The 26159-nt window shown below is 41.4% G+C and carries 21 protein-coding genes, 10 tRNA genes and 1 rRNA gene; 5 read left to right on the top strand and 27 right to left on the bottom strand.

Annotated features, from left to right (window positions below):
• Positions 1 to 5: 5 nt before the first annotated feature.
• Positions 6 to 809, bottom strand: coding sequence for an ABC transporter permease (locus tag PH210_RS27335; RefSeq protein WP_289989504.1), 804 nt, complete (start codon positions 807 to 809; stop codon positions 6 to 8).
• Positions 806 to 1783: an ABC transporter ATP-binding protein gene (locus PH210_RS27330; RefSeq protein WP_289989502.1), complete on the bottom strand. Its 978-nt coding sequence runs from the start codon at positions 1781 to 1783 to the stop codon at positions 806 to 808. The genes PH210_RS27335 and PH210_RS27330 overlap by 4 nt, the downstream gene beginning before the upstream one ends.
• A 158-nt stretch (positions 1784 to 1941) precedes the next feature.
• Between PH210_RS27330 and PH210_RS27325 the strand changes: the two genes are divergently transcribed.
• Both PH210_RS27325 and PH210_RS27320 read left to right on the top strand, forming a co-directional pair.
• Complete coding sequence (locus tag PH210_RS27325) at positions 1942 to 2847, top strand: nuclease-related domain-containing protein (protein ID WP_289989500.1); 906 nt, start codon at positions 1942 to 1944, stop codon at positions 2845 to 2847.
• Between the two features lie 286 nt (positions 2848 to 3133).
• Positions 3134 to 5335, top strand: coding sequence for an MMPL family transporter (locus PH210_RS27320; protein WP_289989498.1), 2202 nt, complete (start codon positions 3134 to 3136; stop codon positions 5333 to 5335).
• Positions 5336 to 5383: 48 nt separating this feature from the next.
• On the opposite strand, the gene PH210_RS27315 is transcribed toward PH210_RS27320, so the two are convergent.
• The 5 genes from PH210_RS27315 to PH210_RS27295 form a co-directional block, all read right to left on the bottom strand.
• Complete coding sequence (locus tag PH210_RS27315) at positions 5384 to 7288, bottom strand: FtsX-like permease family protein (protein WP_289989496.1); 1905 nt, start codon at positions 7286 to 7288, stop codon at positions 5384 to 5386.
• A complete protein-coding gene (locus PH210_RS27310; protein WP_223596282.1) occupies positions 7263 to 8033 on the bottom strand; it encodes an ABC transporter ATP-binding protein in 771 nt (256 codons plus the stop codon). Before PH210_RS27310 ends, PH210_RS27315 begins: the two co-directional genes overlap by 26 nt.
• A gap of 149 nt (positions 8034 to 8182) precedes the next feature.
• Entirely contained in the window at positions 8183 to 9154 is a 972-nt protein-coding gene (locus PH210_RS27305) for a sensor histidine kinase (RefSeq protein WP_289989492.1), read from the bottom strand.
• Positions 9154 to 9852, bottom strand: coding sequence for a response regulator transcription factor (locus PH210_RS27300; RefSeq protein WP_289989491.1), 699 nt, complete (start codon positions 9850 to 9852; stop codon positions 9154 to 9156). Before PH210_RS27300 ends, PH210_RS27305 begins: the two co-directional genes overlap by 1 nt.
• A gap of 134 nt (positions 9853 to 9986) precedes the next feature.
• Positions 9987 to 11642 (bottom strand): FAD-binding dehydrogenase, encoded by a 1656-nt coding sequence (locus tag PH210_RS27295; RefSeq protein WP_289989489.1) that lies wholly within the window; start codon positions 11640 to 11642, stop codon positions 9987 to 9989.
• 174 nt (positions 11643 to 11816) lie between these two features.
• On the opposite strand from PH210_RS27295, the gene PH210_RS27290 reads away from it, so the two are divergent.
• Together PH210_RS27290 and PH210_RS27285 are read left to right on the top strand one after the other, a co-directional pair.
• A complete protein-coding gene (locus PH210_RS27290) occupies positions 11817 to 12392 on the top strand; it encodes a TetR/AcrR family transcriptional regulator (protein ID WP_289989487.1) in 576 nt (191 codons plus the stop codon).
• A 121-nt stretch (positions 12393 to 12513) separates the two neighbouring features.
• Complete coding sequence (locus tag PH210_RS27285) at positions 12514 to 14622, top strand: MMPL family transporter (protein WP_289989483.1); 2109 nt, start codon at positions 12514 to 12516, stop codon at positions 14620 to 14622.
• Between the two features lie 65 nt (positions 14623 to 14687).
• Here PH210_RS27285 and PH210_RS27280 read toward each other — a convergent pair whose 3' ends face one another.
• From PH210_RS27280 to sigW, 8 genes are all read right to left on the bottom strand, one after another.
• On the bottom strand, positions 14688 to 15452 hold the full coding sequence (locus PH210_RS27280) for a hypothetical protein (RefSeq protein WP_289989481.1): 765 nt from the start codon (positions 15450 to 15452) through the stop codon (positions 14688 to 14690).
• Between the two features lie 2 nt (positions 15453 to 15454).
• Positions 15455 to 16186, bottom strand: a complete 732-nt coding sequence (locus PH210_RS27275; RefSeq protein WP_289989478.1) for a hypothetical protein — start codon at positions 16184 to 16186, stop codon at positions 15455 to 15457.
• A gap of 122 nt (positions 16187 to 16308) precedes the next feature.
• Entirely contained in the window at positions 16309 to 18111 is a 1803-nt protein-coding gene (gene glmS, locus PH210_RS27270; RefSeq protein ID WP_289989477.1) for a glutamine--fructose-6-phosphate transaminase (isomerizing), read from the bottom strand.
• A 481-nt stretch (positions 18112 to 18592) separates the two neighbouring features.
• Positions 18593 to 19942: a phosphoglucosamine mutase gene (gene glmM, locus PH210_RS27265; RefSeq protein WP_289989476.1), complete on the bottom strand. Its 1350-nt coding sequence runs from the start codon at positions 19940 to 19942 to the stop codon at positions 18593 to 18595.
• 37 nt (positions 19943 to 19979) lie between these two features.
• Complete coding sequence (locus PH210_RS27260; protein ID WP_289989475.1) at positions 19980 to 21203, bottom strand: CdaR family protein; 1224 nt, start codon at positions 21201 to 21203, stop codon at positions 19980 to 19982.
• Positions 21196 to 22023, bottom strand: coding sequence for a diadenylate cyclase CdaA (cdaA, locus tag PH210_RS27255; RefSeq protein WP_289989474.1), 828 nt, complete (start codon positions 22021 to 22023; stop codon positions 21196 to 21198). The genes PH210_RS27260 and cdaA overlap by 8 nt, the downstream gene beginning before the upstream one ends.
• Before the next feature lie 136 nt (positions 22024 to 22159).
• Positions 22160 to 22783: an anti-sigma factor family protein gene (locus tag PH210_RS27250; protein ID WP_289989473.1), complete on the bottom strand. Its 624-nt coding sequence runs from the start codon at positions 22781 to 22783 to the stop codon at positions 22160 to 22162.
• A 19-nt stretch (positions 22784 to 22802) separates the two neighbouring features.
• Entirely contained in the window at positions 22803 to 23366 is a 564-nt protein-coding gene (sigW, locus tag PH210_RS27245) for an RNA polymerase sigma factor SigW (RefSeq protein WP_289989472.1), read from the bottom strand.
• Between the two features lie 190 nt (positions 23367 to 23556).
• Between sigW and PH210_RS27240 the strand changes: the two genes are divergently transcribed.
• Positions 23557 to 23718, top strand: a complete 162-nt coding sequence (locus PH210_RS27240) for an aspartyl-phosphate phosphatase Spo0E family protein (protein ID WP_289989471.1) — start codon at positions 23557 to 23559, stop codon at positions 23716 to 23718.
• A 38-nt stretch (positions 23719 to 23756) separates the two neighbouring features.
• Here PH210_RS27240 and rocF read toward each other — a convergent pair whose 3' ends face one another.
• The 12 genes from rocF to rrf form a co-directional block, all read right to left on the bottom strand.
• Complete coding sequence (gene rocF / locus PH210_RS27235; protein ID WP_289989470.1) at positions 23757 to 24656, bottom strand: arginase; 900 nt, start codon at positions 24654 to 24656, stop codon at positions 23757 to 23759.
• A gap of 405 nt (positions 24657 to 25061) precedes the next feature.
• Positions 25062 to 25137, bottom strand: a tRNA-Ala gene (locus PH210_RS27230).
• Positions 25138 to 25145: 8 nt separating this feature from the next.
• A tRNA-Gly gene (locus PH210_RS27225) sits at positions 25146 to 25220 on the bottom strand.
• A gap of 54 nt (positions 25221 to 25274) precedes the next feature.
• A tRNA-Lys gene (locus PH210_RS27220) sits at positions 25275 to 25347 on the bottom strand.
• A 2-nt stretch (positions 25348 to 25349) separates the two neighbouring features.
• Positions 25350 to 25424: transfer RNA gene (locus PH210_RS27215), tRNA-Gln, on the bottom strand.
• 48 nt (positions 25425 to 25472) lie between these two features.
• Positions 25473 to 25557, bottom strand: a tRNA-Tyr gene (locus PH210_RS27210).
• A 22-nt stretch (positions 25558 to 25579) separates the two neighbouring features.
• A tRNA-Thr gene (locus tag PH210_RS27205) sits at positions 25580 to 25652 on the bottom strand.
• Between the two features lie 22 nt (positions 25653 to 25674).
• Positions 25675 to 25750 (bottom strand) — tRNA-Val (locus PH210_RS27200).
• 39 nt (positions 25751 to 25789) lie between these two features.
• A tRNA-Glu gene (locus PH210_RS27195) sits at positions 25790 to 25864 on the bottom strand.
• 20 nt (positions 25865 to 25884) lie between these two features.
• Positions 25885 to 25957: transfer RNA gene (locus PH210_RS27190), tRNA-Thr, on the bottom strand.
• Between the two features lie 28 nt (positions 25958 to 25985).
• Positions 25986 to 26060: transfer RNA gene (locus PH210_RS27185), tRNA-Asn, on the bottom strand.
• A 14-nt stretch (positions 26061 to 26074) separates the two neighbouring features.
• Positions 26075 to 26159, bottom strand: a 5S ribosomal RNA gene (gene rrf, locus PH210_RS27180); the annotation flags it as partial.

The raw sequence follows: 26159 nt of genomic DNA, 5'->3' as shown, positions 1-26159 counted from the left end.
ATAGGTCACCCTCCTTGTACGACGACTTTCCGTAAAATACGATTCATGGAGACTCTCCCCAGCCAAACAAGAACTAGCAAATACACCAGTTGAATAGCAATGCCGATGAGGGCTTCTTTTTGCGGAATATGGCCTGAATAAACCCTGAAAGGAAAATCAGCCGTCCAGCGGAACGGAAGCACATTTGCTATATTCTGGAGCCAGGATGGCATTAACGGAACCGGAATAATCAAACCTGCAAAAAATTCACCGAGGATACCAAAGATCAACAGCGACCCCATAGGGGACATGGTTATAAATACGGATATGTACAGAAACATGGAGATGGCTACCAGAAGCAGTAACCCTAGCATTAAAGCGGTTAAGAATAATAGAAAAGCAGATAAACTTGGTGGAAAAGTCATGTTGTAGGGCCTTGGCAAAAAGAACGAAAAGATTAAGATCGGGAAACAACGGAGTATAGCGCTTGATAACCGCTGCGCCAACAGTTTGGCAAACCAAAATCCATATAGCTCACATGGACGGCAAAGTTCGTAAGCGATATTGCCGCTTGTGATTAAATCAAACAGCTCACTATCGCGAAACCACACGGTAACGAAAACCAGAAATGCTTGCTGCAGCCATATGTAGGTGATTAGTTCTTTTAAGGAAATCGGTTGCGTATCAGCGGCATTTTGGTAAAATGCTTGAAACACCATAATGATCATGAATCCCCAGAAAAATTGGGTGGCTACTCCGGCAAGTGCAGCCGACCGGTACTGCATGCCATTAAGGAGACGAAGCTTCAACACGGATAGATATACCCTCATATTTGATACTCCTTATAAAGCTGCACGATGATATCCTCAATAGGCTGTGTTTCGATTGTGACATCTACCAGTTCTACTTGGGTGGTTAAATGAGTAATAATATCCGATGTTTTAAAGTTCGCTGTGTCTACACTTAATACTGCGCGCTCCGGTGACCATGAAAGAACGGATGCTCCTGGTATTTGAATCGGATTTGCCCTTTGTTTATATTCCGCTGTAATTATTTTTTTGGTGCCAAACCTCTTTCTTAATTCTCCTAATTGGCCGTCGTACAAAAGGCTCCCTTTTCCGATTAGGATTACCCTTTCTGCAAGCGCCTCTATGTCATTCATATCGTGGGTGGTGAGAATCACAGTTACTCCTTTTTCTTGATTTATCGTTTTGATGAATTGGCGGACGGCGATTTTTGAAACAGCATCCAGCCCAATGGTTGGTTCGTCTAAAAATAGGATGTTTGGATTATGTATGAGGGAAGCCGCAATTTCACAGCGCATCCGCTGCCCAAGGCTTAATTGGCGGACGGGTGAATAGATGATTTCTTGCAGTTCAAGCGTTTCGATAAGCAGGTCTGTGGTAGTTTTATATTCTTGCTGCGGAACTTTATAAATATCCTTAAGGAGTTCAAATGAGTCTATTACCGGAACGTCCCACCATAGCTGTGATCGCTGGCCGAAGACGACGCCGATATTTTTTACATACTTGGTTCTATCTTTCCAAGGAGTATACCCCATTATCGTGCAAGTTCCAGTGTCAGGCACCAATATCCCGCTCATGATTTTGATGGTTGTTGATTTGCCTGCCCCATTTGGACCGATATAGCCGACAATTTCACCGGGGTTTATGGTAAATGAGATGTCTTTAAGCGCTTCGACAATAGTGTGTTCCTGGCGGAAAAGGGCTTTCGCCGCCTGCCGGAGTCCCGTTTGGCGCTTAGCGACTTTATAGGACTTGCTTATGCCTTTTAATTGGATCAACTTTGGATTCGCCTCCTTCTATTTTTGTCGCGAAGGAAAATAATAACATTCAGCTCTCATTCGTGTCAAGAATTTTCTGAATCGTAACAAAACATTCATGATTTTAATCGAAGAGTGGGGGTATTTTTTTATAAAATGTTTGTGAAAGGATGTGGCATATGGTTAAAAAGCCCCTTACGAAAACAGCTGAATTAATTGCTCTAGGCATTTTAAACACGAGAATGGACTTACCTTTGGATGCCAAGAACAAGTATTTAAGCCTTAAAAAAGGCTATGATGGTGAGATGAAGTTTAATTCTTTAACAGAAATGCTTGGGTGCGAATGTTTGATTTCAAATGGGCTGCTGTTAGAGGTCAACAATACTAAATTCCAAATTGATTCATTGGTTATTTCGCAGCCAAAGATTTTCATGAACGAAATTAAAAACCTTGAAGGTGAATACTATTATGAAAACGGAAGGTTTTATTACATAAACGGAAGCGAACGTAAGAATCCACTAATCCAGTTGCAGCGAAGCTCATCTTTACTCCGCCAATTACTCCAAAGTCTTGGACTTTATATGCCTATCGAACCCTGGGTTGTTCATATCAATCCCGAGTTTACCCTATATCAAGCCTCTCGACACGATCCCATTATTTTACCGACAAAGGTCAATAGCTATATGAGAAAATTGGACATGTTGCCATCAAAAGTAAATGGCAAACATGTGAAGCTGGCTGACAAATTAATGTCACTGCATATTAAAGAACCTCCTTATCCAAGGCTGCCGCCCTATCAATATAATTGGATGCGAAAGGGTATTATTTGTGCATTGTGCCATTCCTTTTCGATTTTTGTCTGTGGTCAGAAATGTGTGTGTGGTGGGTGTGGCCACGAAGAGCTGGTTGAAGCCGCGGTATTGAGGTGTGTGGAGGAGTTGAGGCTTCTTTTTCCGGAGATGAAAATTACCACTAGCGCGGTTTTAGACTGGTGCCAAGTTTTTGAGTCAAGGAAACGAATAAGCAGGATTCTTAGGAAAAACTTTAATATTATTGGGGATCGTCGATGGGTTCTATATGAATAAAGAGCATTATGGCATTGTATAGGACACTTTAGTCAGGTTCTTTGCATGTTTTGTCCCATAGAGCCCTCCTATGGGACATTTCACTTGGACTTCCTTTCTATTTTGTCCCATAGAGTTCGCCCATGGGACATTTCAATTCGACTTCCTTTCTATTTTGTCCCATAGTCCTCCTCTATTAAAATTTTCCACTCCAATTTTCACAAAAACCACTTTTAATCTTTTATTCATATTCCATTCACAATCAAAGCTTAAGCTGTAATCAAATCTTGAATGGGAGTTGAATTGGATGATGAATCCGTTACAAAGTTTAGTGAAATTTTCAAGCAGTAAACGCGGGGCCAAAGTGGTTCTTTTCATTTGGATTGCCGCTGTTATATTATTAAGCACACTCGCACCGTCCTCAAAACAGTATTCTGTAAGCAGCAAGGAAGGAAGCGTGAAGAATGATACCCCTTCCGCCATTGCCGACCAAATCATAAAACAACAATTTCCTTCTAAGGAAGGGCTAACTGGAATACTAGTCTTTCATCGCGCCGAAAAAATAAATGATAAAGATCGACAAAAGATAATCGAAGTCAGCCAATGGCTTAGTTCCACCAAAAAACCCTCAAAAATAGAAAGCTCGCTGCCCTTTCACCAGTTCCCTAAACTGTTGCAGGATCAAATGTTTTCAAAGGATGGAACAACCTTGCTCCTCAATTTCACTTTAAAAGAGGGCACGGATTCAAAGGATGCCAATGAAATAATTAAGGCCATGAATGACAAACTGAAACAATTAAAATTAGGATCCCTACAGACAGAAATCACTGGACCTGCTGGTATTTCTTCAGATACCATATCTATTTTTAAAAATGCTGACTTTGTTTTAATGCTGGGAACCATTTTATTGATCTTTGTTTTATTATTAGTCATTTACCGCTCTCCCTTATTAGCACTAACTCCTTTAATAATTGCAGCGATCGTGTACCAGACTGTGGACCGGGTATTAGGGTTTGCAGGAAAACAGGATTGGTTTGTTCTTGATAGTTCAGCTATATCCATCATGCTTGTTCTTTTGTTTGCCGTGTTAACCGATTACAGCTTGTTTATTTTCTCCCGTTATCGTGAAGAGCTAAAAAACTACTCCTCCAAATATAGCGCCATGGAGGAGGCGATTCACCATGTCTCAGAACCCATTTTATTTAGCGGCGGTACAGTCCTTTTATCAGTGTTAACTCTATTCGCCACTGTGTTTATGCCATATAATCACTTTGCTCCTGTTTTTTCAGTAGCAATAGTCTTTATTCTCATTGCCGGATTAACCTTAATACCAAGTATCTTTGCTTTAATGGGGCGAAAAGCCTTTTGGCCCTTTATTCCGAGTACAGATGAAAAAACGAAAGCAGGCTTTTGGAATAAGGTTAGCAAACAGGTCATGAAACATCCCGCCGTCATAACTGCGATCTTGTTAATCGTACTGCTTGCCGGCGCGCTAAATACCACATCGATTCAATACTCTTTTAATATTATGAAGTCATTTCCGGAGGAGCTTTCCTCACGCCAGGGCTTTGAATTATTGGAAAAGCACTACCCGGCAGGGCAATTAGCCCCCGTAACGGTTATTTTAACAAGCGATGAAAGCATGGTATTAGATGAGAAATTTTTAAAAAGTGTCAAAACGCTTGAGGAGAACTTAAAAGCGGTCAATGGGGTGGATTCCATCAGCCAAGAACTGACAGATGCAAACCTTAAGGACCGCACAAAGCTGCCAGACGGGTTTATTGGGGAAAATAAACGGACATTTAAATTGCAGTTGATTTTAAAAGATAATCCATATGATAAGGGGGCGCTAAAAACTGTTCAAAAACTCCGTAATCAAACAGGGAAAATCCTTAGCGAAAGCGGTCTTGCAACAAACAGCTATCATTTACACTTTGCCGGCCAAACAGCAGAACAATTGGATATTCGGGCGATGAATCAACGGGATACGATTATTCTCTTTTCCCTTGTTACCGTGTTAATTACATTCATGCTAGCGCTGCAAACCCGTTCCATCCTCTTACCGCTTTTAATGATGGCTACCATTCTATTGTCGTTTGCAGCGACCCTAGGCTTCGGCTGGATTTTCTTCCATAATATCCTTGGGTTTGACTCAATCAGTTATCGATTGCCGGTCTACGCATTTGTCTTTATGGTTGCACTCGGCGTGGATTACAATATCATGCTGGTATCACGTATTAAGGAAGAAGCGCTAAAGTTTTCTTGGAATCAAGCAGTTGGAAACGGAGTAGCCTTAACAGGTGGCGTTATTTCTTCAGCAGGGATCATCCTCGCTGCAACTTTTGCCGTGTTAATGACACAGCCGCTTCAAGAGCTATTCTTATTTGGGGTAACGATGGCTTTAGGGGTGTTAATGGATACGTTCTTAGTGCGCGGCATGCTGCTGCCTTCCATTTTACTTTTAGTAAAAAAACAGGGTATACCTCAAGAAATCACCTATAGATTTTGATTATATGAATACGAATACACCGTTCAGGAAATCTGAACGGTGTATTCGTTAAACCAAGGTTTTCTTTAAGTTTCGTAAATAACGGAAACGAATTAAGAAGAAATAAATGAATTGCGCGATTAAGAAACTTGCTAGGACGATGACAATCTCTTTTGCAATCGATAAGGAGAACAAGCTTTGCAGGGCCATGAAAGCAAAGACACTATGCAAGAAGGCCACTAAAATAGGAACAAAGAAAAGCAGTGAGAGCTGACGAGTTACAATTTTGTTCAGCTCCTGATTTGTTAAGCCAACCTTTGTAATCGTTAAATAATGGCGTCTATCGTAATCCAAATCGGCATACAAGCGGAAGTATAAGAAGCTTCCTGCTGCAATAAAGAAGACGGCCCCAATCAGTAACGCAACGAATAGCATCATCTTGTACATACTCATTTGATTTTCATAAATAGTCCCGCTGACTGACATCGAGTAAGGGCCTTTATCAGAATAAAACTTCATGCCATGCTCGACGAGATTCTCACCAATGCCGGATGTTTTTTTAAGGTCACTAGTATAAAAGCCAGTATATATTTTAGTATTTTCCGGAGTTACTTTTTCAAATAGTTCATCACTAATAACAAGACCTTCAGAAAAAATTAACTGCATTGGAAGGACAGTATTTTTGGACATCTTATTTTGACGAAGCTTAATATGATCTTGTTTTAATGTATATGTCACTCCTTCCGGGTTACTAAAGGATCCTGTCCGCATTCCTAGCACTTCTTTTCCGGCAAGACGTTTTTCCTTAAAAGCATTTCCAGCAGAGGTCATTATTTTCTCATAATCAGAGAAAGAAACAACTGGTATTTCCTTTGGTGTAAATCGATCGGTTGACGATGCAACTGCTATATATTTTATCGGAATTTGATGGGATGTATATTCTAGCTTTCTTTCCTTAAGCTCCGTCTCAATTTGCACTAAATTCTGCTGGTTAACGGGTTGATCATCATTAGCTAGATAACTGATTTCTGCCGGAAAGTCCTGTTTCACCTGCCTGTTCATCACATTCATGGAAGCGAGTGTCCCAACGGCACAGAAGGCTACGGTCGATACGATGGTCACCATGAAAAACATTCTGGCATTATCTTTCAAGCGATACCGAAGAGAGGAAATGGTGATCATATTTGTTTTTCTCCAAAACAGTCCACGGTTTTTCTGTAGTAATTTGGTAATGAACACGGATAGCTGGGTGTAAAAGAAATACGTTCCGACAATGGTCATTGCAATGACCGGAAGCATCCGGATTATCAGCGTCTGCAAGGTAGCAGTGGCAGCCAAATAATAACTGGCAATAAGCAATACGGCTGAAAGCAATGATAAGAACGGTGATACCTTTGGCTCTGTTTTAGGCTTCTCCCCCGCTTGGAATAAATCGATTAGTTTGTTTACTCTCACAAGAGCCGTTGTGAATAACGAAATACAGAAGAAGAGGATGATAAAAGCAAAGGTTGTCAGCAGCAATGCTTTTTCAGAAAAATAGAATCTCAGTGGACCGATGCCAATCATTTTCGCCCCTATCATTAAAAATAGTTTTCCAGTGATTAACCCCAGACCAATTCCAACCACAATGGCACCAATACCAATCAGCATATTTTCTAAAAACACCATAAGGTTCAATTGGTTCCTTGTCATTCCATGCATCATAAGAATACCGAATTCTCGTTTCCGAGATTTGAGAAACGTGCTGACAGAATAGAGAACAAAGAGGAAGGAAAAAACATACATTATCACTTCCGCAGCTGTCATTAATTGGATGGCCGCAGTTTTCGTCACACCCTGTTTAATATCCGGATGGAAGATGAATAGCGCGTATACAAAGAAAATCAATACGGAAAAGGCGCTGCTTAAAAAATAAGCGGCATAGGTCCGTTTATTACGGACAACATTTCTATAAACGAACTGCGGAAAGGTCACGGCTTTCCCCTCCTAACAATGCAAGCATGTCCATGATTTTTTGGAAAAAGGCTTGGCGGTTCTCACCACGGTAGATTTCGTTATAGAGCTTTCCGTCCTTAATAAAAATGACTCGGTGGCAATAGCTGGCAGCAAACGGATCGTGTGTTACCATTAAAGCTGTTGCTTTTTCCTCTTTGTTAATAGCTGTAAATGTCTCCATGACATCCTTAGAGGCCTTTGAATCCAGATTCCCCGTCGGTTCATCGGCCAAAATGAGAGATGGGCTGTGAATGATGGAGCGCGCAATCGCGGTTCGCTGCATTTGTCCGCCGGAGATTTCATAGGTTCTCTTTTTTAAAATAGAGTCAATCCCTAGTTTTTTCGTCACATATTGCAGTTTTTTATCCATCTCTTTAACGCTTTCGCCATCAAGGGTTAACGGCAGGACAATGTTTTCCTCCACCGTTAGCGTATCCAGCAGGTTAAAATGCTGAAAAACAAAACCAAGCTCATGTCGTCTGAATAACGCCGTTTCTTTTCGATTTAACACATGTGGATTTTTCCCATTGATAAATATTTCACCGGCGGTTGGCCGGTCGATCGTTGCAATTAAGTTTAAGAGAGTCGTTTTCCCACTTCCTGACGGTCCCATAATCCCAACAAATTCCCCTTTTTCAATCGAAAAATTGATATTGTCTAAAGCCTTATGGGCGACCTTCCCCTCATAAATCTTTTCTAAATGTCTCACTTCCAAGATGGACATGATCTCACTCCCTGTATTATTGATAACCCAATTGTAGCGAGAAACCCGCCCATCTCCCATTTCCTTAACTTACAGTTACCTTACAAATTAGTAAGAAAACGATGGTGTCCACCACATAAGGACAAATGTACACTAGTGGTGCCTGACACCTATATTATGATACGCACTATTGTCCCTTTGTATAGGGTGGATTCTATTTCGATGCGGTGGCCTAGTTTTTCGCATATTTGTTTGACGAGGTGGAGGCCCATTCCCGTTGATTCTTGGAAGTTGCGGCCATTTTGGCCTGTGAAATAGGGGTCAAAAATACGCGGTAAATCGCTGGAAGGGATTCCCACACCTTCATCACGAACTTCTAGAATTACATTCATTCCCCGATGATAACCATGAAAATAAACTTTCCGTCCCGCTTCGACTGTATAACGAACGGCATTTGTTATTAGCTGGGTCAACACAAAAGACAGCCATTTCTCGTCGGTGGCCACACTTAAATTCCCCTCAAATTGAAAGCTTGGAAATACTCGACTGCGAATAAATAATCGTTTTTGGCTTGAAGTGACCGTTCGGACAACCTTTTGCAAATCAAGGGTCTCAACATAAAAATCCCTATCGAATGTATCAAGGCGGGCAGTATATAGAACCATCTCGAGCCCTTTTTTTAACCGATCAAGTTCATCGCCAATGGCCGTAAATCGCGGGTCGTCCTCGTCCTGAATTATTAAATGGATAACGGACAATGGTGTCTTCATTTGATGAACCCATTGATTGATAAACTGGATATGGCCTTCGAGCTTGTACTTATAATTATGTAAATCCGTTTTATAATGGCGGAATTGGCTTTTTAGAAGCCGCTGTAAGCTTTCTGCCAGGGGTGATAGCTGCAGATTACCTGAAAAGTCCTCCATGGATGTGAGTGGTTTTTCCAACCGTTGATAAAAGGAGCGATTCGTCATGTAGCGAATGAAGAGATACCCTATCAATAGGAAGCCACTAAGGAAAGCAGCATATAAACTTATCCTCAAATTTCGATAGCCATCAAGCCAATAAATGAACGAGATGACCAATAATTGAAGAAGATAAAAAATAATCAAAAGAATTTGCTCACGGAAAAAAAGCTTCATTATTTATCCTCCCAGTTCGGAAGGAGCCGATATCCCTGGCCGCGAATCGTTTGAAGTGCTTCCGTAATCTCTAAAGAAGCCAACTTTTTCCTCACCCGCGTAATATATACATTCAAAGTATTATCATCAACAAATGCCTGGTCGTCCCAGATTTTTTCTAACAGCCGGTCACGGCTGACCACCCGCTCTGCCCTTTTCATCAATTCATCCAAAATTTTTGCTTCTGTATGACTTAGCTCAATTTCCTGTCCGCTAAATGAAAGACTCATTCGTTCAACGTCAAGCGTCAGTCCTACAACAGTGGTGGTCCGTCCATTTTGTGAACTGGCATAGGTCCCATATGCCCTTCTGAGCTGACTATTAATTTTGGCGGTGACGATTTCATAATCAAAAGGCTTCGTGATATAATCATCCGCTCCATTTTCAAGAGCCATCACTTGGTCCATTTTTCCTTCACGAGCTGAAATAAACAGAATCGGGCACGTGGAGATACTGCGGATTTGCCGGCACCAATAGTAGCCATCAAACTTCGGCAGGTTGACATCCAATAAAACGAGATGTGGATCATATTGTTCAAATTGGGTACGGACATCTGCAAAATCATCAACGGATTTTGTGTCATACCCAAATTTATGTAAATGCTCTTTCAGCAAGCTGACCAATTGTTTGTCATCTTCAATTATAAAAATCTTAAACATCCTCATTCTCCTTTTGCCTATCATACTCATGATTGTAACAAAAATAAGGGAAACAATGGAAACAACAAAACATCTCCCATGTTTATGAGAGATGTTCGCCTTGGACAACCTGCCAATGAGGTGCTTTCATTTTTTTATCCCAATTCTTTAGCAATCGCCCGCCCGGCTGCTCTTCCAGAAAACAGACAGCCTCCTACAAAGGTACCTTCCAGGGAGCGGTAACCATGTACTCCTCCGCCGCCAAAGCCTGATGCTTCTCCTGCAGCATACAATCCAGGGATGGCTTCTCCCGCTGAGTTTAGGACCCTTCCGGATAAATCAGTTTGTAATCCGCCTAATGTTTTTCGGCTTAAGATATGCAGGCGGACTGCAATCAAAGGTCCATTCTTTGGATCTAGAATTTTATGCGGTGTGGCGACACGGATTAATTTATCTCCAAGATAATTACGCGCACCACGGATGGCTGTTATTTGCAGATCCTTCGAAAAGGTATTATCCAGTTCCCGGTCCCGCGCCTTTATTTGCCGCTCGATTTCTGCCAGCTCTAACAGTTTGTCACCCGTTAGCTTATTCATACCGGCTACCAAATCAGCCAAATTATCCGCAATAATAAAATCCTCGCCCTTATCCATAAAAGCCTTTACCGGCCCAGGTGCACCAGGCAAAGCTCTACCCAATACCTTGCGAATACTTTTTCCGGTTATATCTGGATTTTGCTCCGATCCGGAGAGGGCGAATTCTTTTTCTATAATTTTTTGCGTTAAAATAAACCAGGAATAATCGTAACCTGTCTTTTGAATAGCCTCGAGTGTACCTAATGTATCGAATCCTGGGAAATTAGGTGCGGAGAAGCGCCGGCCGCGAGCATCCAGCCATATGGAGGATGGCCCTGGAAGAATGCGGATACCATGATTGGTCCAGACCGGATTCCAATTTTGGATCCCTTCAGTGTAGTGCCACATGCGATCCCGATTGACAATTCTTCCCCCTGCCTCCTCGGTGATGGAGAGCATCCGGCCATCGACATGTGCCGGCACGCCAGAAATCATATGTTTTGGAGGCTCTCCCAATCGGCTCGGCCAATTTTCACGAACAAGATCGTGGTTTCCGCCTATCCCGCCACTAGAGACTAACACCGATTGTGCATGATATTCAAAACTTCCTATAACATCTCTGTTGCTGTCCTCCCCGCGGGCAGCGGAGCTCGGAGCAAGAACAGAACCGCTCACACCCACAATTGCTCCGTTACTATTAATAAGACCGTCAACGCGATGACGAGGGCGAAATTCCACTAATCCCTTTTTCATGTGCTCCCTAACCCTTCGTTCAAAAGGAGCAACAATGCCGGGACCTGTTCCCCAGACAACATGGAAGCGCGGGACTGAGTTTCCATGTCCATCAGCTAGATATCCGCCACGTTCAGCCCAGCCAACCACTGGAAAAAAGCGCACTCCCATGTCATAAAGCCAGGCCCGTTTCTCCCCTGCCGCAAAATCAACATAAGCCTCTGCCCATTTTAGTGCCCAGTAATCCTCGTCATTTTCCCTATCGAAACCAGCCGTACCCAACCAGTCCTGCCATGCCAATTCTTTGGAATCCTTTATTCCCATCCGGCGCTGCTCCGGCGTATCAACCAAGAATAAGCCGCCAAAAGACCACCACGCTTGTCCCCCCAATGAGGCTTCTGATTCTTGGTCTAAAAGCAGCACCTTTTTACCTGCATCAGCAATCTCTGCTGCTGCTACTAAACCGGCGAGTCCTGCCCCTACCACTATTACATCAAAATCCATGATTTCATCCCCCTGCCACTCTTTCTTCAGCTCACCAATAATACATAATTTTCAGATATTTATATTTCATTGCTAGTATAAATTTGGAATCTATTAACAGTCAATATGCTCATTTAGAAAATGTTATTTTCCATTGTTTCCATCATTGTTTATAATAGGCTTGGGGTGAAAAAAATGGCACGTGAACGCAAATTTTCTAAAGATGATTTATTTCAAGCCACAGAACAGCTTCTTCTCATGCATGGCTATGAGGGATTTACATTTAGTCTTCTTGCTGATGATTTGGACGTATCACGGGGAGCACTTTATAAGTACTATGAAAATAAAGAAGAGTTAATTACGGATTATATGCTTTATGAAATGGAGCATTTTCTTACCAAGTTAAAAGAAATAGAATTACGGGATGGATTTGAGGAGCAGTTCGACTTTCTTTTAAATCTTATTTTCAGTTATTCCGACATTCAAAAAATGATTAAGATTGGCCAACAGATTCCAGTTATGGTTAACAAAAAAGTAAAAGAAAATAAGGATCAATTAGACAAGCACCTTTTAGAAATGTATCTATGTTTACAGAACTTCCTTAAGCTTGGGAAGGAAGAAAAGAAACTAAATCCGTCCATACCGGAAGCGGTCATTTTGGGATATATTTTTCAATCTGTCGCCATTCCAAATCATTTTAATATCCCCCATTCCGTTTGGGTTCGTTCAATTAAGGAAATGATTTGCCACGGAATGTTCATAAAAACATAAATTGACACATATGTTACTTTGAAAGATAATAATAGTGACATTAGTGTCAATTTATTTTTTCATTAAAGTGACAGTTGTGTCACTTTAAACCTAATAAAAAGAAGGGGGTAACGGCAAAAACATGAAATTGCTCTTACAAGCTATTACCGATTATGTTTCAACCAAAAAAGGAATGTGGACCACCCTTGCAGCCTGGCTCATCATAACCATTGTTTTGGCTGTGTTTGCTCCAAATGCAAAGGATTACGAGGTATCGAGAATCGATTCCCTCCCCGAGGACGCCCAATCTGCCATTGCACAAAAAAAGATGGATCAGTATTTTCCGAATAATGAAGGAACCCCTGCCATATTAGTCTTCCAATCTGGAGATGGACAGATAGAGTCCACCCAGCTTGCAGAGGTTTTAGCTAAAATTGAAAAAGAAAATATTAACGGAATTACCAAGATCATTCCGTTAGCAGCCCTGCCACCACAAGCCGCAGCTAGTTTTTTTTCAGACGATAAGACGACCGCGATTATCCCTTTAACCTTGGATTCTTCTCTAGAAACAAAAGATATAAAAAAGTCTTTAGAACTAATCAAGAAAGTCGCCGCTGATTCATCGAATTTTAAGCTGTATGTTACCGGACCAGCAGGAATTGCCACAGATTCTCTCGATCTTTTTTCGCGTGCAGATGTTGTCCTGATTTTATCAACAGTAGGATTAATCCTTATTTTATTGATTGTGATTTATCGTTCACCGTTATTGGCTTTGATTCCACTCCTAGCTGCCGTTTTTGTCTATGAAGTGGTCATGCAGGTACTTGGGTTAATGGGTAAAGCGGGCCTAGCTTTGAGCAATCAAACCATTTCCATTATGTCAATTTTGTTATTTGCTGCGATGATTGATTATTCCTTATTCGTGTTTTCCCGCTATCGGGAAGAGCTCACCCGTCATGAAAGCAAGTTTGATGCCATGAAAGAGGCGATGAGAGAAACTGGAATGCCGGTCTTCTTTTCTGGGGGAACTGTTTTAGCCGCGATGCTTGTATTGTTTTTTGCTCAATTGGGAGACATTAAAAGCTTTGCCCCAACCTTTGCCACCACCATGGTGGTAATTATGATCGCATCCGTTACACTTGTTCCAGCTTTATTTACCCTTTTCGGCAGGAAGTCCTTCTGGCCTAAAATTCCTCGTGTTGGGGGTCAATCAGCCAAGAAACATTTTCTTTGGGGTACAACCGGCCGCTTCGTTGTAAGGAAGCCCGGACTTTCCGTTCTCGTAATCGGTCTTTTGCTGCTGTTATCTGCAAGTAATCTATTTAATCTGAAGTATGAGTTCGATACGATGAAATCGTTCCCTAAGGATATGCCCTCCCGCCAGGGCTATGAGATCTTAGCTGAGAAATTTGAAAGGGGCGAACTTGCCCCTACGACCGTCGTGTTTGAATCATCAAAATCAATCACTGCGGAGGAACAGGAAACATTACGCAGTGCACTTGCCGAGCAGCCAAGTGTTAGTAATGTCCGATTATCTGGAACTGCCGAAGACAAAACAGTTATTCAATATAGTCTAACGTTTCAAGGAAATCCATATTCTTCACGGACCTTGGATGCCTTAGAGAAAATCATAAGCCATGAAAAACAAATCGTTACAGACAGTCACCTTAATGGGAAGCTTTATTTTGCAGGGGAAACCGCTGTAAAAGTTGATGACCGTTCTTCTAATAATAGGGATGTGCTTATCATCGTTTTAATGGAAACGATTCTAATTTTTGCAATGTTAATCGTGTTAACGCGGTCAGTAAAAATGCCGATTTACATGATGGGGACGATATTAATCTCGTTCTTTGCTGCATTGGGATTGGGAATGTTTTTAAGCAACCTTTTCTTCGGTATCGACACAATCAGTAACCGCGTTCCTCTTTATGCTTTTGTTTTCTTGGTAGCGCTCGGAATTGATTACAATATTATGCTTATTTCAAGGTTCCAAGAAGAACGAGCCAAGCATTCCGTCAAAAAAGCAGTCGAAATTGCTGTTGCGAACACAGGAGGGGTCATTTCCTCTGCAGGAATAATTCTCGCTGCAACCTTTGCTGTTTTAATGACACAGCCCATCCAACTACTGTTTATTTTTGGCTTCATTGTCGCCGTGGGTATTTTGCTGGATACCTTCTTAATTAGGGGGATTTTATTACCAGGTCTAATTGTTTTATTAGAGAAGGACAAAACGACTAGCGAGAGTAATTAGATTCACGACATCAAAAAAACGAGCTTGTTTGATTCTCCTAAACAAGCTCGTTTCTTATGTCCTTATTATTGTTCTAACGGTTCTTCAATTTCAGATTTGCTCAAAATACTTATATAATCGAGATTTATATCGCCATTGGTGAAGCTGCTGCCATTTACAGAGTTCATGATGACTGCCTCCTGGTTTGATTGATCAAATGGAATAAACCCAAAATGCAAATTATTAATATTTGGGAACACACTATCAAAAAGTCTATCAGAAATATTTGGGTTTCCTGCTTGCTGCAAGGATTTCATGATTGCTGACCAATCAGCCGGCATGGGTAATACGCCATAGGACTTATCCGTTAGGGTTACCTTTTTCTCGAGCTGAATTTTGGGGATATAGGTTTCAATTCCATCATGACCTTGAAATCCTCTGTCACGAATAAAATATAATTTCATATAGCTCACTTTGTCATCAGGATGGGAATTCCACACGATGTAAAATGTTGAAGGGTCATTACTATTAATCTTCCAAAGGCGCGGCACCCCGGCATTATCAATATGAAGCAACTTCCATTTATTCTTCTTCCACTCCCAATAACTTACTCCGTACCGGCCCTCTTCTGAAACAAACGGGACGAACACATGCCTCTCATCAACTTGAACATGATCCTGGATGCTCTTAACAGCCGCTGTTGGAAAAACCTTATTCATTCTCTCTATCAATTGCTCATTAGCGGGAAAGGAGGCTGGTTTGGAAAAATTAACCCAATAAAACCAGGCTGCTGCCGTTAATATAATGAAAACACCTACTAAACCAATAAGGACGAATCTCTTGTTCAGCATGTTTATTCCTCTCCTTTCAGCAATGGCTCATTGGAGCGAAAATATAGCTGTTTTTGAGGCGCTGATACTAATATTCCTTTTCCATCGGCTTCTAGGTAAATAATCGGGTGCAGGCCGCTTCCCCATTTTGACGTTGTTCCGAAAAGCTGATAGGGGAACCGTTCATTCCTTTTGGTAGATTTCTCATCACGGAATTCCTTTTCATAATACCATTGATTACCCTGAACTTTTTCTCGACTCATATTATGTATTTGTTTTAATAGCATATCTGTATCTAAAGTGCGTGTTTTCCCAGAGGGATGGATACTCCTGATCTTCGCATTCTCAACGTTAGACATATAGGTAGACAGTTCATCTTTAGGATATGTGACATTTTGAAGGAGGACTGCAATTAGGGCAGCCGCTAGAAAAATAAAATTAGCCCAAAAACCGAGCCACGCGAAACGCCTATAGGTCACCCAGCGCCCTTCCTTTCTTTTTAGAAAGGAATACAAAATCCAAACACCAAGCGGCAGGATGGATATCTTAATCGGCGTATCCCATAACGACGGAAAATTAATCGAAAAAGAAAAAAGACCGACCAGCACACAAACGAGAGCTTTCCAGGCCTTTGGTTTCACCTGCTGTTTTTTCATCATTCGATAGGCAAAAATGGCAATAACACACCATGCTAAAATAAGTGTAATAATAGGAATAAGTTGAAACGAAAAAGCAAAATTATAATTTATGGTCATTGTCCACCTCCTAATTTACATAATTCACCATTAATTTCCATATTCCTTTTTTATGTTTTAACAAAATAAAAAAGAACCGGGAAAACGCACATAGTGTACGTTTCCCGATTCTTACGAACAAATTACTCAACCGTTACTGACTTTGCAAGATTACGCGGTTTATCGACGTCGCAATCGCGGTGCAGAGCTGCGTAGTAGGCAAGTATTTGTAATGGTATGACAGAGATAAGTGGTGTTAATAATTCATTTACTTCTGGAATAACGAAGCTGTCTTCGTCCATATTTAATCCCTTCATCGAGATGATGCATGGGTTGGCACCGCGGGCTACAACTTCCTTCACATTACCGCGGATGCTTAAATTCACACTTTCTTGAGTAGCAAGAGCAATTACTGGAGTACCTTCTTCGATTAAAGCGATTGTACCGTGCTTTAATTCACCGCCGGCAAATCCTTCTGCTTGAATATAAGAAATTTCTTTCAGTTTCAACGCACCTTCTAAGCCAACGTAAAAGTCGATTCCGCGGCCGATAAAGAAGGCATTGCGTGTTACAGATAAGAATTCTCTTGTGATTACTTCAAGTAATTCTTTAGAGTCACAAAGTACTTCCATAGCATTTGCAACCAAACCAAGTTCATGAATCAAGTCAAAGCCAATTTCTAAACCGCGGCTTTTCGCTGTTACTTCAGCCATAATCGCAAGGACAGCTAATTGCGCTGTATATGCCTTTGTGGATGCAACAGCAATTTCAGGACCTGCATGCAGCAGCAATGTATAGTCTGCTTCACGAGAAAGCGTAGAACCAGGAACATTGGTAATAGTTAACGCAGGGTAACCCATTTCTTTGACATTGACAAGAACGGCACGGCTGTCAGCAGTTTCACCGCTTTGCGAAATGAAGATAAATAATGGTTTTTCAGAAAGCAGCGGCATGTTATAGCCAATTTCGCTGGAGATATGAACCTCAACAGGGATTTTCGCCATTTTTTCAATGAACTGCTTTCCAACAAGACCTGCATGATAAGAAGTACCTGCCGCAATAATATAAAGGCGGTCAGCTGCATTCAAGGCATCTACGATTTTTTGGTCAATCGTTAATTCACCTTGATCATTTTGATACGTTTGAATAATTTTACGCATCACAAGCGGCTGCTCATCAATTTCTTTTAGCATGTAATGAGGGTAGGTGCCTTTTTCAATATCGCTGGCATCTAGTTCAGCCTTATATGGTGCACGGTTAATAACTTCACCATTAAGGTTTTGAATCGTCACGTCATCCTTTGTAACAATAACAATTTCTTTATCCATTAATTCCAAATATTGATCCGTTACTTGCAGCATCGCCATGGCATCACTTGCTACAACATTGAAGCCGCTGCCTAGACCAACCAATAGAGGGCTTTTATTTTTTGCTACATAGATGGTTTCATTATCTTCAGCATCTAAAAGGGCTAAAGCGTAAGATCCATGTAATAAAGTCAAGGTTTTGCGGAATGCTTCTAAAACCTCTAAGCCTTCACTCGCAAAACGTTCAACCAACTGAACAATAACTTCAGTATCTGTTTCACTGACGAATGTAACATCTGTTAGATATTTACGCTTTAAAAGATCATAGTTCTCGATTACACCGTTATGCACTAGTGTAAAACGTCCAGATGTGCTTTGATGCGGGTGGGAATTCACCTTGCTTGGAACCCCGTGGGTAGCCCAGCGAGTATGTCCGATACCGATTTTAGCCAAAACGTTCTCATCGACAATCGCACGCAAATCAGCAATTCGGCCCTTTTCTTTAAAAACATGAATCCCGTTCTCATTTTTTACAGCAATACCCGCTGAGTCGTATCCTCTATATTCAAGCTTTTCTAAACCTTTTAGTAAAATCTCTTTCGAGTCATTATTTCCAATATAACCAACAATTCCACACATTTTTCTTTATCCTCCCTGATACAGGGGGCAAGAACGCTTTGGAGGCCCACCTTGCCCCCTTATCTCTGTTTTGGTCGGGTATCTGTCTATACCCTTTTAAACATTACTTTTAGTATGCGCATTTCCTTCTCTTTGTGCACAAAGTTGCCTATGTGTTTTAAAGAAGAAATTTCGGCCCTGCGTCACAGCCGGGAGGTATCCGCCGAAGTTTCGATAAACCTCCTCCTCGTCAACTAATCAACGTCTCTAGATTAGTCCAGGCGCTTTATTAAAATAGTTTAGCCTTCTGCCCACCTTTCTTTTTTAAGATATGGTAAAAAAAGCTTTGAATAAACAAAGCAAGTTAATACTACATGATTAGAGGCAACCCGTCAACTAATAACATAAAATATATAGTTTTTTCCATTTCCTATAACACCATACATAATAAAATATGCATAAGGGACTTGGAGAGTTCCCTTATGCATATTAGACGATTCATCTATTCTTTTAGTTCCATTTCATCTTTTACAACTGTGACAATGCGATCAACATACGATTCGCAAAGCTCCCTTGTCGGTGCCTCCGCCATAACGCGGACTAATGGTTCTGTTCCGGAAGGCCGAACAAGAATTCTTCCATTTCCAGACATCTCTTTTTCAACTTGTTCAATGATCTCTTTAACCTTTACATTATCGGTCACATGATGTTTGTCTGTCACTCTAACGTTTACAAGCTTTTGCGGGAATTTCTTCATTTCACCAGCCAGCTCTGATAATGGCTTCCCAGTTGCTTTCATGATATTCACTAATTGCAGTCCTGATAATAAACCATCGCCGGTTGTGTTATAGTCCAAGAAAATAATGTGGCCTGATTGTTCCCCGCCAAGATTAAATCCGCTCTTCTTCATTTCTTCGACTACATAACGGTCGCCAACAGCGGTCGGAACGCTATGAATGCCATGAGTTTCAAGCGCTTTATAAAAGCCAAGATTACTCATCACGGTGGATACAATTGTTCCATGCTTTAGGCGTCCCTGTTCTTTCAGATATTTGCCGCAAATGTACATGATTTGGTCGCCATCGACGATTTCTCCCTTTTCATCAATCGCAATCAACCGGTCTCCGTCACCATCAAAGGAAAGACCTACATCGGCCCCTTTTTCCTTCACTAAGGCTGCGAGTGCTTCAGGGTGTGTTGAGCCGACTCCGGCATTAATATTTAATCCGTTTGGTGCAGCCCCCATCGTAGACAAATCTGCATCCAGATCAGCAAACAAGTGTGTCGCTAAAGAAGATGTCGCACCGTTTGCACAGTCCAGTGCAATATGAATACCGGAGAAATCTTCATCCACGGAATTCTTTAAGTATTGAAGGTACTTTTGTCCTCCTTCAAAATAATCCATGACCAAGCCCAAATCACCACCTACAGGTCTTGGCAGCTGATCGCCCGGCATATCAATAAGCTTTTCAATTTCTAATTCTTGGTCATCAGAAAGCTTAAAACCATCAGGACCGAAAAATTTAATTCCATTATCGGCAACTGGATTATGAGAAGCTGAAATCATGACCCCAGCCTGTGCTCCTAAAGCTTTCGTTAAATAAGCTACTCCCGGAGTAGAAATCACGCCAAGACGCATGACCTCCGCTCCAATGGACAGCAAGCCTGCCACAAGGGCTCCCTCAAGCATGTGCCCTGAAATACGGGTATCACGGCCAATTAAAACCTTTGGACGATCTTTATCCTTTGTTAAAACATATCCGCCAAATCGTCCTAATTTAAAGGCTAATTCCGGTGTCAATTCACTATTTGCTACTCCGCGTACCCCATCGGTACCAAAATATTTTCCCATTTTAAAAAATCGCTCCTTCAACAATTATTGCTAAGTATTAGGCATTTTTCGTAATTGTAATTTTTGCAGTCTCTTTACTAGGCTTCCAGTTTACATTGGCGGGGCCATCCACGTGGATATCCACTTCATGGCTTCCTTCATCCAGATTGGATAAATCAATATATACGTTGAAGTCCTCAGGCCTTAATCCATCTACCATTGAGCTTGGTCCATTAACGATTAGATTGATGATCTTATTGGCAGGGTCATTAATCTCCGCTATGTAGGAATCTGATAATCCTTGGATTTTTAACGGTATTCCTGAAACGGTCTTTTCCTCTTCCTTTTTCACCAAGACCGTTGCCTTGACCATTTGCGGTGTCACCTTCGTGATCCCATTTGAAATAATCACCGGCAAATTAAGGGTAGTGTTTTCGGTAATTTTACTGACATCCACTTCTACGCGGACATTTTCGGTCTGTTTTAGGATATCTTCCGGTCCAATAATCGTTGCTTCTTTTACATCCAGATCAATGGAATCAATCGTAATACCATCCTGTGGCGTTCCTTTTTTGATAATACTAATTGGAACAGTTTTACTATTATTTTTTATTGGTATCGTCACTTTTACGGTTTCTGGCGCGACCACTGCATCCAATTTATTCAAGTCTTTGTCAAGAACTTGTACGTGGGCCTCTTTGGTAATCGTCTCTTTCAGTTTAGACTTTTCCTCTAGTGTTGCTTTGACAAAGGCAATTCGATCAATCACGCTTTTTGCACCGGTGATTTTTACTTTGTTTGGTTCGACAACCGGCTGTCCGGCTGAATAACCTTCCTCCACTTGACTTGCATTAAATTCAGCTTCCACTTTGAATTCCTTGGTGATCTTTTCTTGAACATTCACTGTGACAGTAGCTGGATTAATAGTTGCCTTTAGTTTATCAGATAAATCTTTTACTTTAAGTTTTACTTTTTGTTTCCCTATCTTAGCTTCTGTCAAATCCACATACACTTCAAAGTTTTTTAAGGCCTTTGTAGATTGGACGTGGGTAATTGGCCCTTTAATTGTGATAGCCACCGTGTTTGGAATCCCCGAAACCACTAAATTCTCGGTATCATAGTAGACATTTACGGGCATATCTTTAATCGTCGCAGAAGTCGATTGGCTTGGAACGTTAACTGTTAATTTATTTTCTTTGTTCGATACAGTTGAGTAAAGCAAAACGGCTAAAAGTAATGCGAGAATTTTGATAAACCAGCGATTATCCATCAGTTTATCCATTATTTTTCCCCCTCCAGTTCCAACGAGCTGAAGAAGCTTGTTTAGTCTTGTTCGTTATCATCAATTCACTCGTGAGGAGTTCCTTAAATTCTTCTGCCTTTAAGTCACGATGAAGTTCACCATTTTTCGTCAGTGAGATGCTGCCCGTCTCTTCTGAAACAACGACGGTAATACTATCGGTTACCTCACTGATTCCTAATGCTGCCCGGTGCCGCGTACCAAGCTCCTTTGAAATAAAAGGACTTTCCGATAAAGGAAGATAGCATGCCGCTGCGGCAACATTATTTCGTTGGATGATAACGGCCCCATCATGGAGCGGTGTATTTGGAATGAAGATGTTAATCAAGAGTTCAGAAGAAATCTTAGAATTTAGCTGAATACCTGTTTCTATGTAATCACCCATACCTGTTTCTCTTTCAATCGAAATTAAAGCCCCAATTCGGCGCTTGGCCATGTAGTCAGTTGCCTTAATGATTGCCTGAACAGCTTTTTCCTGATCGTCATCATCGGGACTTGAGCTTCTTGAGAAAAATTTCCCCCTTCCCAATTGCTCAAGTGCTCTGCGGAGTTCTGGCTGAAAAATAATAATAATCGCAAGAAACCCGTATGTTATGACTTGCTGCATCATCCAGCTTAAAGTTGATAAGCCAAAAAAATCACTGACTACTTTTACAAGAAGAATGACAAAAATTCCTTTCAGCAACTGAACCGCTTTGGTTCCTCTTATAATGTTAATCAGTTTGTATATGACATACCATACGAGGAGAATATCAACAATACTAGCTAAATACTTCCATATAGTAAAATCGGCAAACGGCATTGTTTTTCCTCCGTAATTTTCTTAAAAACGTATATATTGGAATACAACTACATTATTATAGCATAAATCAAGCTTGTACTTATTATATGTATCTCTTTAAAAAAACAAATCACTCATAATCGAGTGATTTGTTTTTTTATTCGGTTTCAGAATGGTCAAAGATTTCGATGGTCTCCTGAACCGTTCTTTTCATATGATACCAAATCCAATCGAACACTTCGTTTACTTCATCAATTTGTCCTGTCACATGACCGGCGGATGCCAGGTATTTTTCACCATTTATAACGGTAACGTCTCCCTGCACTTCCCCTTCAATTTTCAAGGTCCCATTCCGAACAATCACATCGCCTTTGACGACCTCGCCTTTAGGGACAATGACAGTGTTATTTTTAACCACCAGGTTTTTTTGCTTTGATACTGAGAATTCCCGGTCCTGATTCCAGGTGGAAAATAGGCTTCCCACCATTAAAATAAGGAATAATGAAGCTGCAGCTAGCATTGGATGGTTTCTCAGCCAGCGCCCAATCCAAACCTTCTTTTTCTCTTTAGGCAGTCGCGCTAGGACATTGGCTGTAAAATCAGCTGGTGCCTGCATATTTGATATACTTTTAACGAAGGCTACTGTCTTTTTTAGTTCATTAAATATTGCCTCACACTCTTTACAGCTTTGAATGTGCTCTCTTAAGATCCGTTCATTTTCTTGGTCAATTTCCTCGTCTAAATACTCGTGCATGAGATCGATGATATGTTCTGGACACATTTTTTTGTTTCACCTCTTATCAAACATAACGTAATTGTTGTCTTAAAGCTTCCCGGCCTCGGTGAATTCTTGTTTTAACTGTCCCTAGAGGAAGATCAAGAATTTCACTAATTTCATTTAATGATAATTCTTCTACATATTTCAAAACGATCGCAGACCGATATTTCTCTGGCAGCTTTAATATTTCCTTCTGTACAGTTTCCTGCAACTCTAAGCTTTCCAGTTCTTTTTCTGGCAGTGGAGTATTGGAAGGAATCTGGGAATACATGGTTAACCCTTCTGTTCCAGCCACTTCTGCATCTAAGTAATAATCAGGTTTCTTTTTGCGCATTCGATCGATACATAAATTGGTGGCAATCCGAAATAGCCAGGTGGAAAATTTCAAATCTTGATTAAAAGACTTTATATTCACATAGGCACGAATAAACGCCTCCTGTGCCACATCCTCAGCTTCATGTTTATTTCCAAGCATTCGGAAACACAGCTGATAGACACTGTTTTTATAAATTTCAACGATCTCCCCAAATGCATCCTGATCGCCTTTTATCACTTGTTTTATTCTCTTTTTTACAATAGCTTCCATTAACGTTTCTCAGCTCCAATACGCTATACGTTCATACGAATCGTTAGCAAAAAAGTTTCGCTTTTCACGAAAAAACTTCTCCATACCTATAATATTAACAAAAATTTACCAAAAAGGCTCAAATACTAGTTTAAAGATTTTCCTGCTGGGGATAAAAGTAATAATATATTGAAAAGAGGTCATGTTTTGCATGCGTGCCCGACTGGAAGGACTATTAGCGGAGATTGAACGCTGCCGGATGGATATGGTTCGACTTGCGTCTGTAAACTCATTTGCCCATCACGAAGTAATTGAGGCTAGTCGGAGGCTGGACTCTCTACTAAATGAATATTCATCGATTGTGGAAAAATAAAGCAGCTGCACCGAGCCCGGAGCAGCTGCCTTTATTTTTTATAGTAATTTTTCTCCGAATAATGAGCCCATTAGACCAACAGCAATTTGTGCAGTTTTATTTTTTTCGTCTAAAATAGGGTTTACTTCCACAAATTCTGCAGAGGTTATAATCTTTGCCTCTTCGAGCATTTCCATAGCCAAGTGGCTTTCACGGTAGCTGATACCCCCCATAACCGGTGTTCCTACTCCCGGACATTCACTTGGATCTAACCCATCCAAGTCTAATGAAAGATGAACGCCATCTGTTCTTTCTTTCAAGTAGGCAATCGTTTCTTCCATGATGTGCGCCATTCCTAGGCGGTCGATTTCATGCATTGTGTAGACTTTAATTCCTTTTTCTTTTATAAGGATTCTTTCCCCTTCATCCAGGGATCTTGCTCCGATAATGACTACGTTTTCAGGTTTAACCTTCGGGAAGTAACCGCCCAGTTCCGTTAATTTCGGATGCCCTAATCCAATACTCGCAGCTAAAGGCATGCCGTGTATGTTTCCTGACGGGCTTGTATCTGCTGTATTTAAGTCACCATGGGCATCATACCAAATGACACCTAGGTTTTTATAGTGCTTTGCTACCCCCGCTAAGGTTCCAATTGCAATGCTGTGGTCACCGCCTAGTACGAGTGGGAATGAACCGGATTGGATTGCCTCATCTACTTTTTCTGCCAGCATGGATGTTTTTTCTGCAACAAGATCAAGATTGCGCAGATTTGATTCTTTATCGACAACGACTTCTGGTCTGCCGATCGGAATGTCTCCAAGATCGTGGATATCATCAAATAGCGGCTTAAGTCTTTCATTAATGCCAGCATAACGAATTGCACTTGGACCCATATCTACACCTCGGCGCATTTGTCCTAAGTCCATCGGCATCCCAATAATTGAAAGTTTTTTACTCATCTTCAAATTCCTCCTACCCTTTTATATGTACTATTTTAACCGCTTTCAGTGGGATGACTCAACTCGACAAAATTATGTATATATATACGTAGTAGCTTCCTTGTGGAATTTGGGAGTGTATGGACGCGATGAGGGACATTCATCTAGTTTTCTTGACGGGTTTTGTCCTTCATAAACCTGATGAAAGACATTTCACTAGCTTTCTTAGCGTGTTTTGTCCTTCATAAACCTGATGAAGGACATTTCATTAGCTTTCTTCATGGGTTTTGTCCTTCATAAACTCGATGAAGGACATTTGACCAGTAACGTCGGCCGATTTTGTCCTTCATAGACCTATATAATTTATTCCATAAAAAAAGCCTAGAATCAGTACGATTCAAGGCATAAATTTTATATGTAGTGTGATGGTGGAGTCTAGGGGGATCGAACCCCTGACCTCCTGCGTGCAAAGCAGGCGCTCTCCCAGCTGAGCTAAGACCCCATTAACTATGGAGCGGAAGACGGGATTCGAACCCGCGACCCCCACCTTGGCAAGGTGGTGTTCTACCACTGAACTACTTCCGCATTTTCATAATTAAAAACCCAAGAAATTGGAAATCCAGGGTTTAAATATAAGAATGAGCCATGAAGGACTCGAACCTTCGACCCTCTGATTAAAAGTCAGATGCTCTACCAACTGAGCTAATGGCTCTCTGGCTGGGCTAGCTGGATTTGAACCAACGCATGTCGCAGTCAAAGTGCGATGCCTTACCGCTTGGCTATAGCCCAATAATGATGTAATAATATATAGTATGACCAACTTTTTTTAAAATATAATGGTGGAGGGGGACGGATTCGAACCGCCGAACCCGGAGGGAGCGGATTTACAGTCCGCCGCGTTTAGCCACTTCGCTACCCCTCCATATTAAATTAAAAAAAGAAAGTGCCGGCGAGAGGACTTGAACCCCCAACCTACTGATTACAAGTCAGTTGCTCTACCAATTGAGCTACCCCGGCATAGGTTTACATAAAAAAATTATGGTGGAGGATGACGGGATCGAACCGCCGACCCTCTGCTTGTAAGGCAGATGCTCTCCCAGCTGAGCTAATCCTCCGAATTTATGATAGTTATTTCCGTTATTACGAAATAACTATGGTGACCCCTACGGGATTCGAACCCGTGTTACCGCCGTGAAAGGGCGGTGTCTTAACCGCTTGACCAAGGGGCCATACAATTTAAAGATAGGTAAGCTTCCAAGCGGGCTCGAACCGCTGACCTCTTCCTTACCATGGAAGTGCTCTACCTACTGAGCTATGGAAGCATAGCTGATATTCTCGATGAAATGAAAATGGCTCCGCAGGTAGGACTCGAACCTACGACCGATCGGTTAACAGCCGATAGCTCTACCACTGAGCTACTGCGGAACAATAATATAACAGCCTGGCAACGTCCTACTCTCACAGGGGCGCGTGCCCCAACTACCATCGGCGCTGAGAAGCTTAACTTCCGTGTTCGGTATGGGA

This window comes from Paenibacillus sp. BSR1-1 (assembly GCF_030403775.1).
Taxonomy (GTDB): Bacteria; Bacillota; Bacilli; order Bacillales; family Cytobacillaceae; genus Neobacillus.
This window is presented reverse-complemented; position numbering and strand designations above follow the sequence as displayed.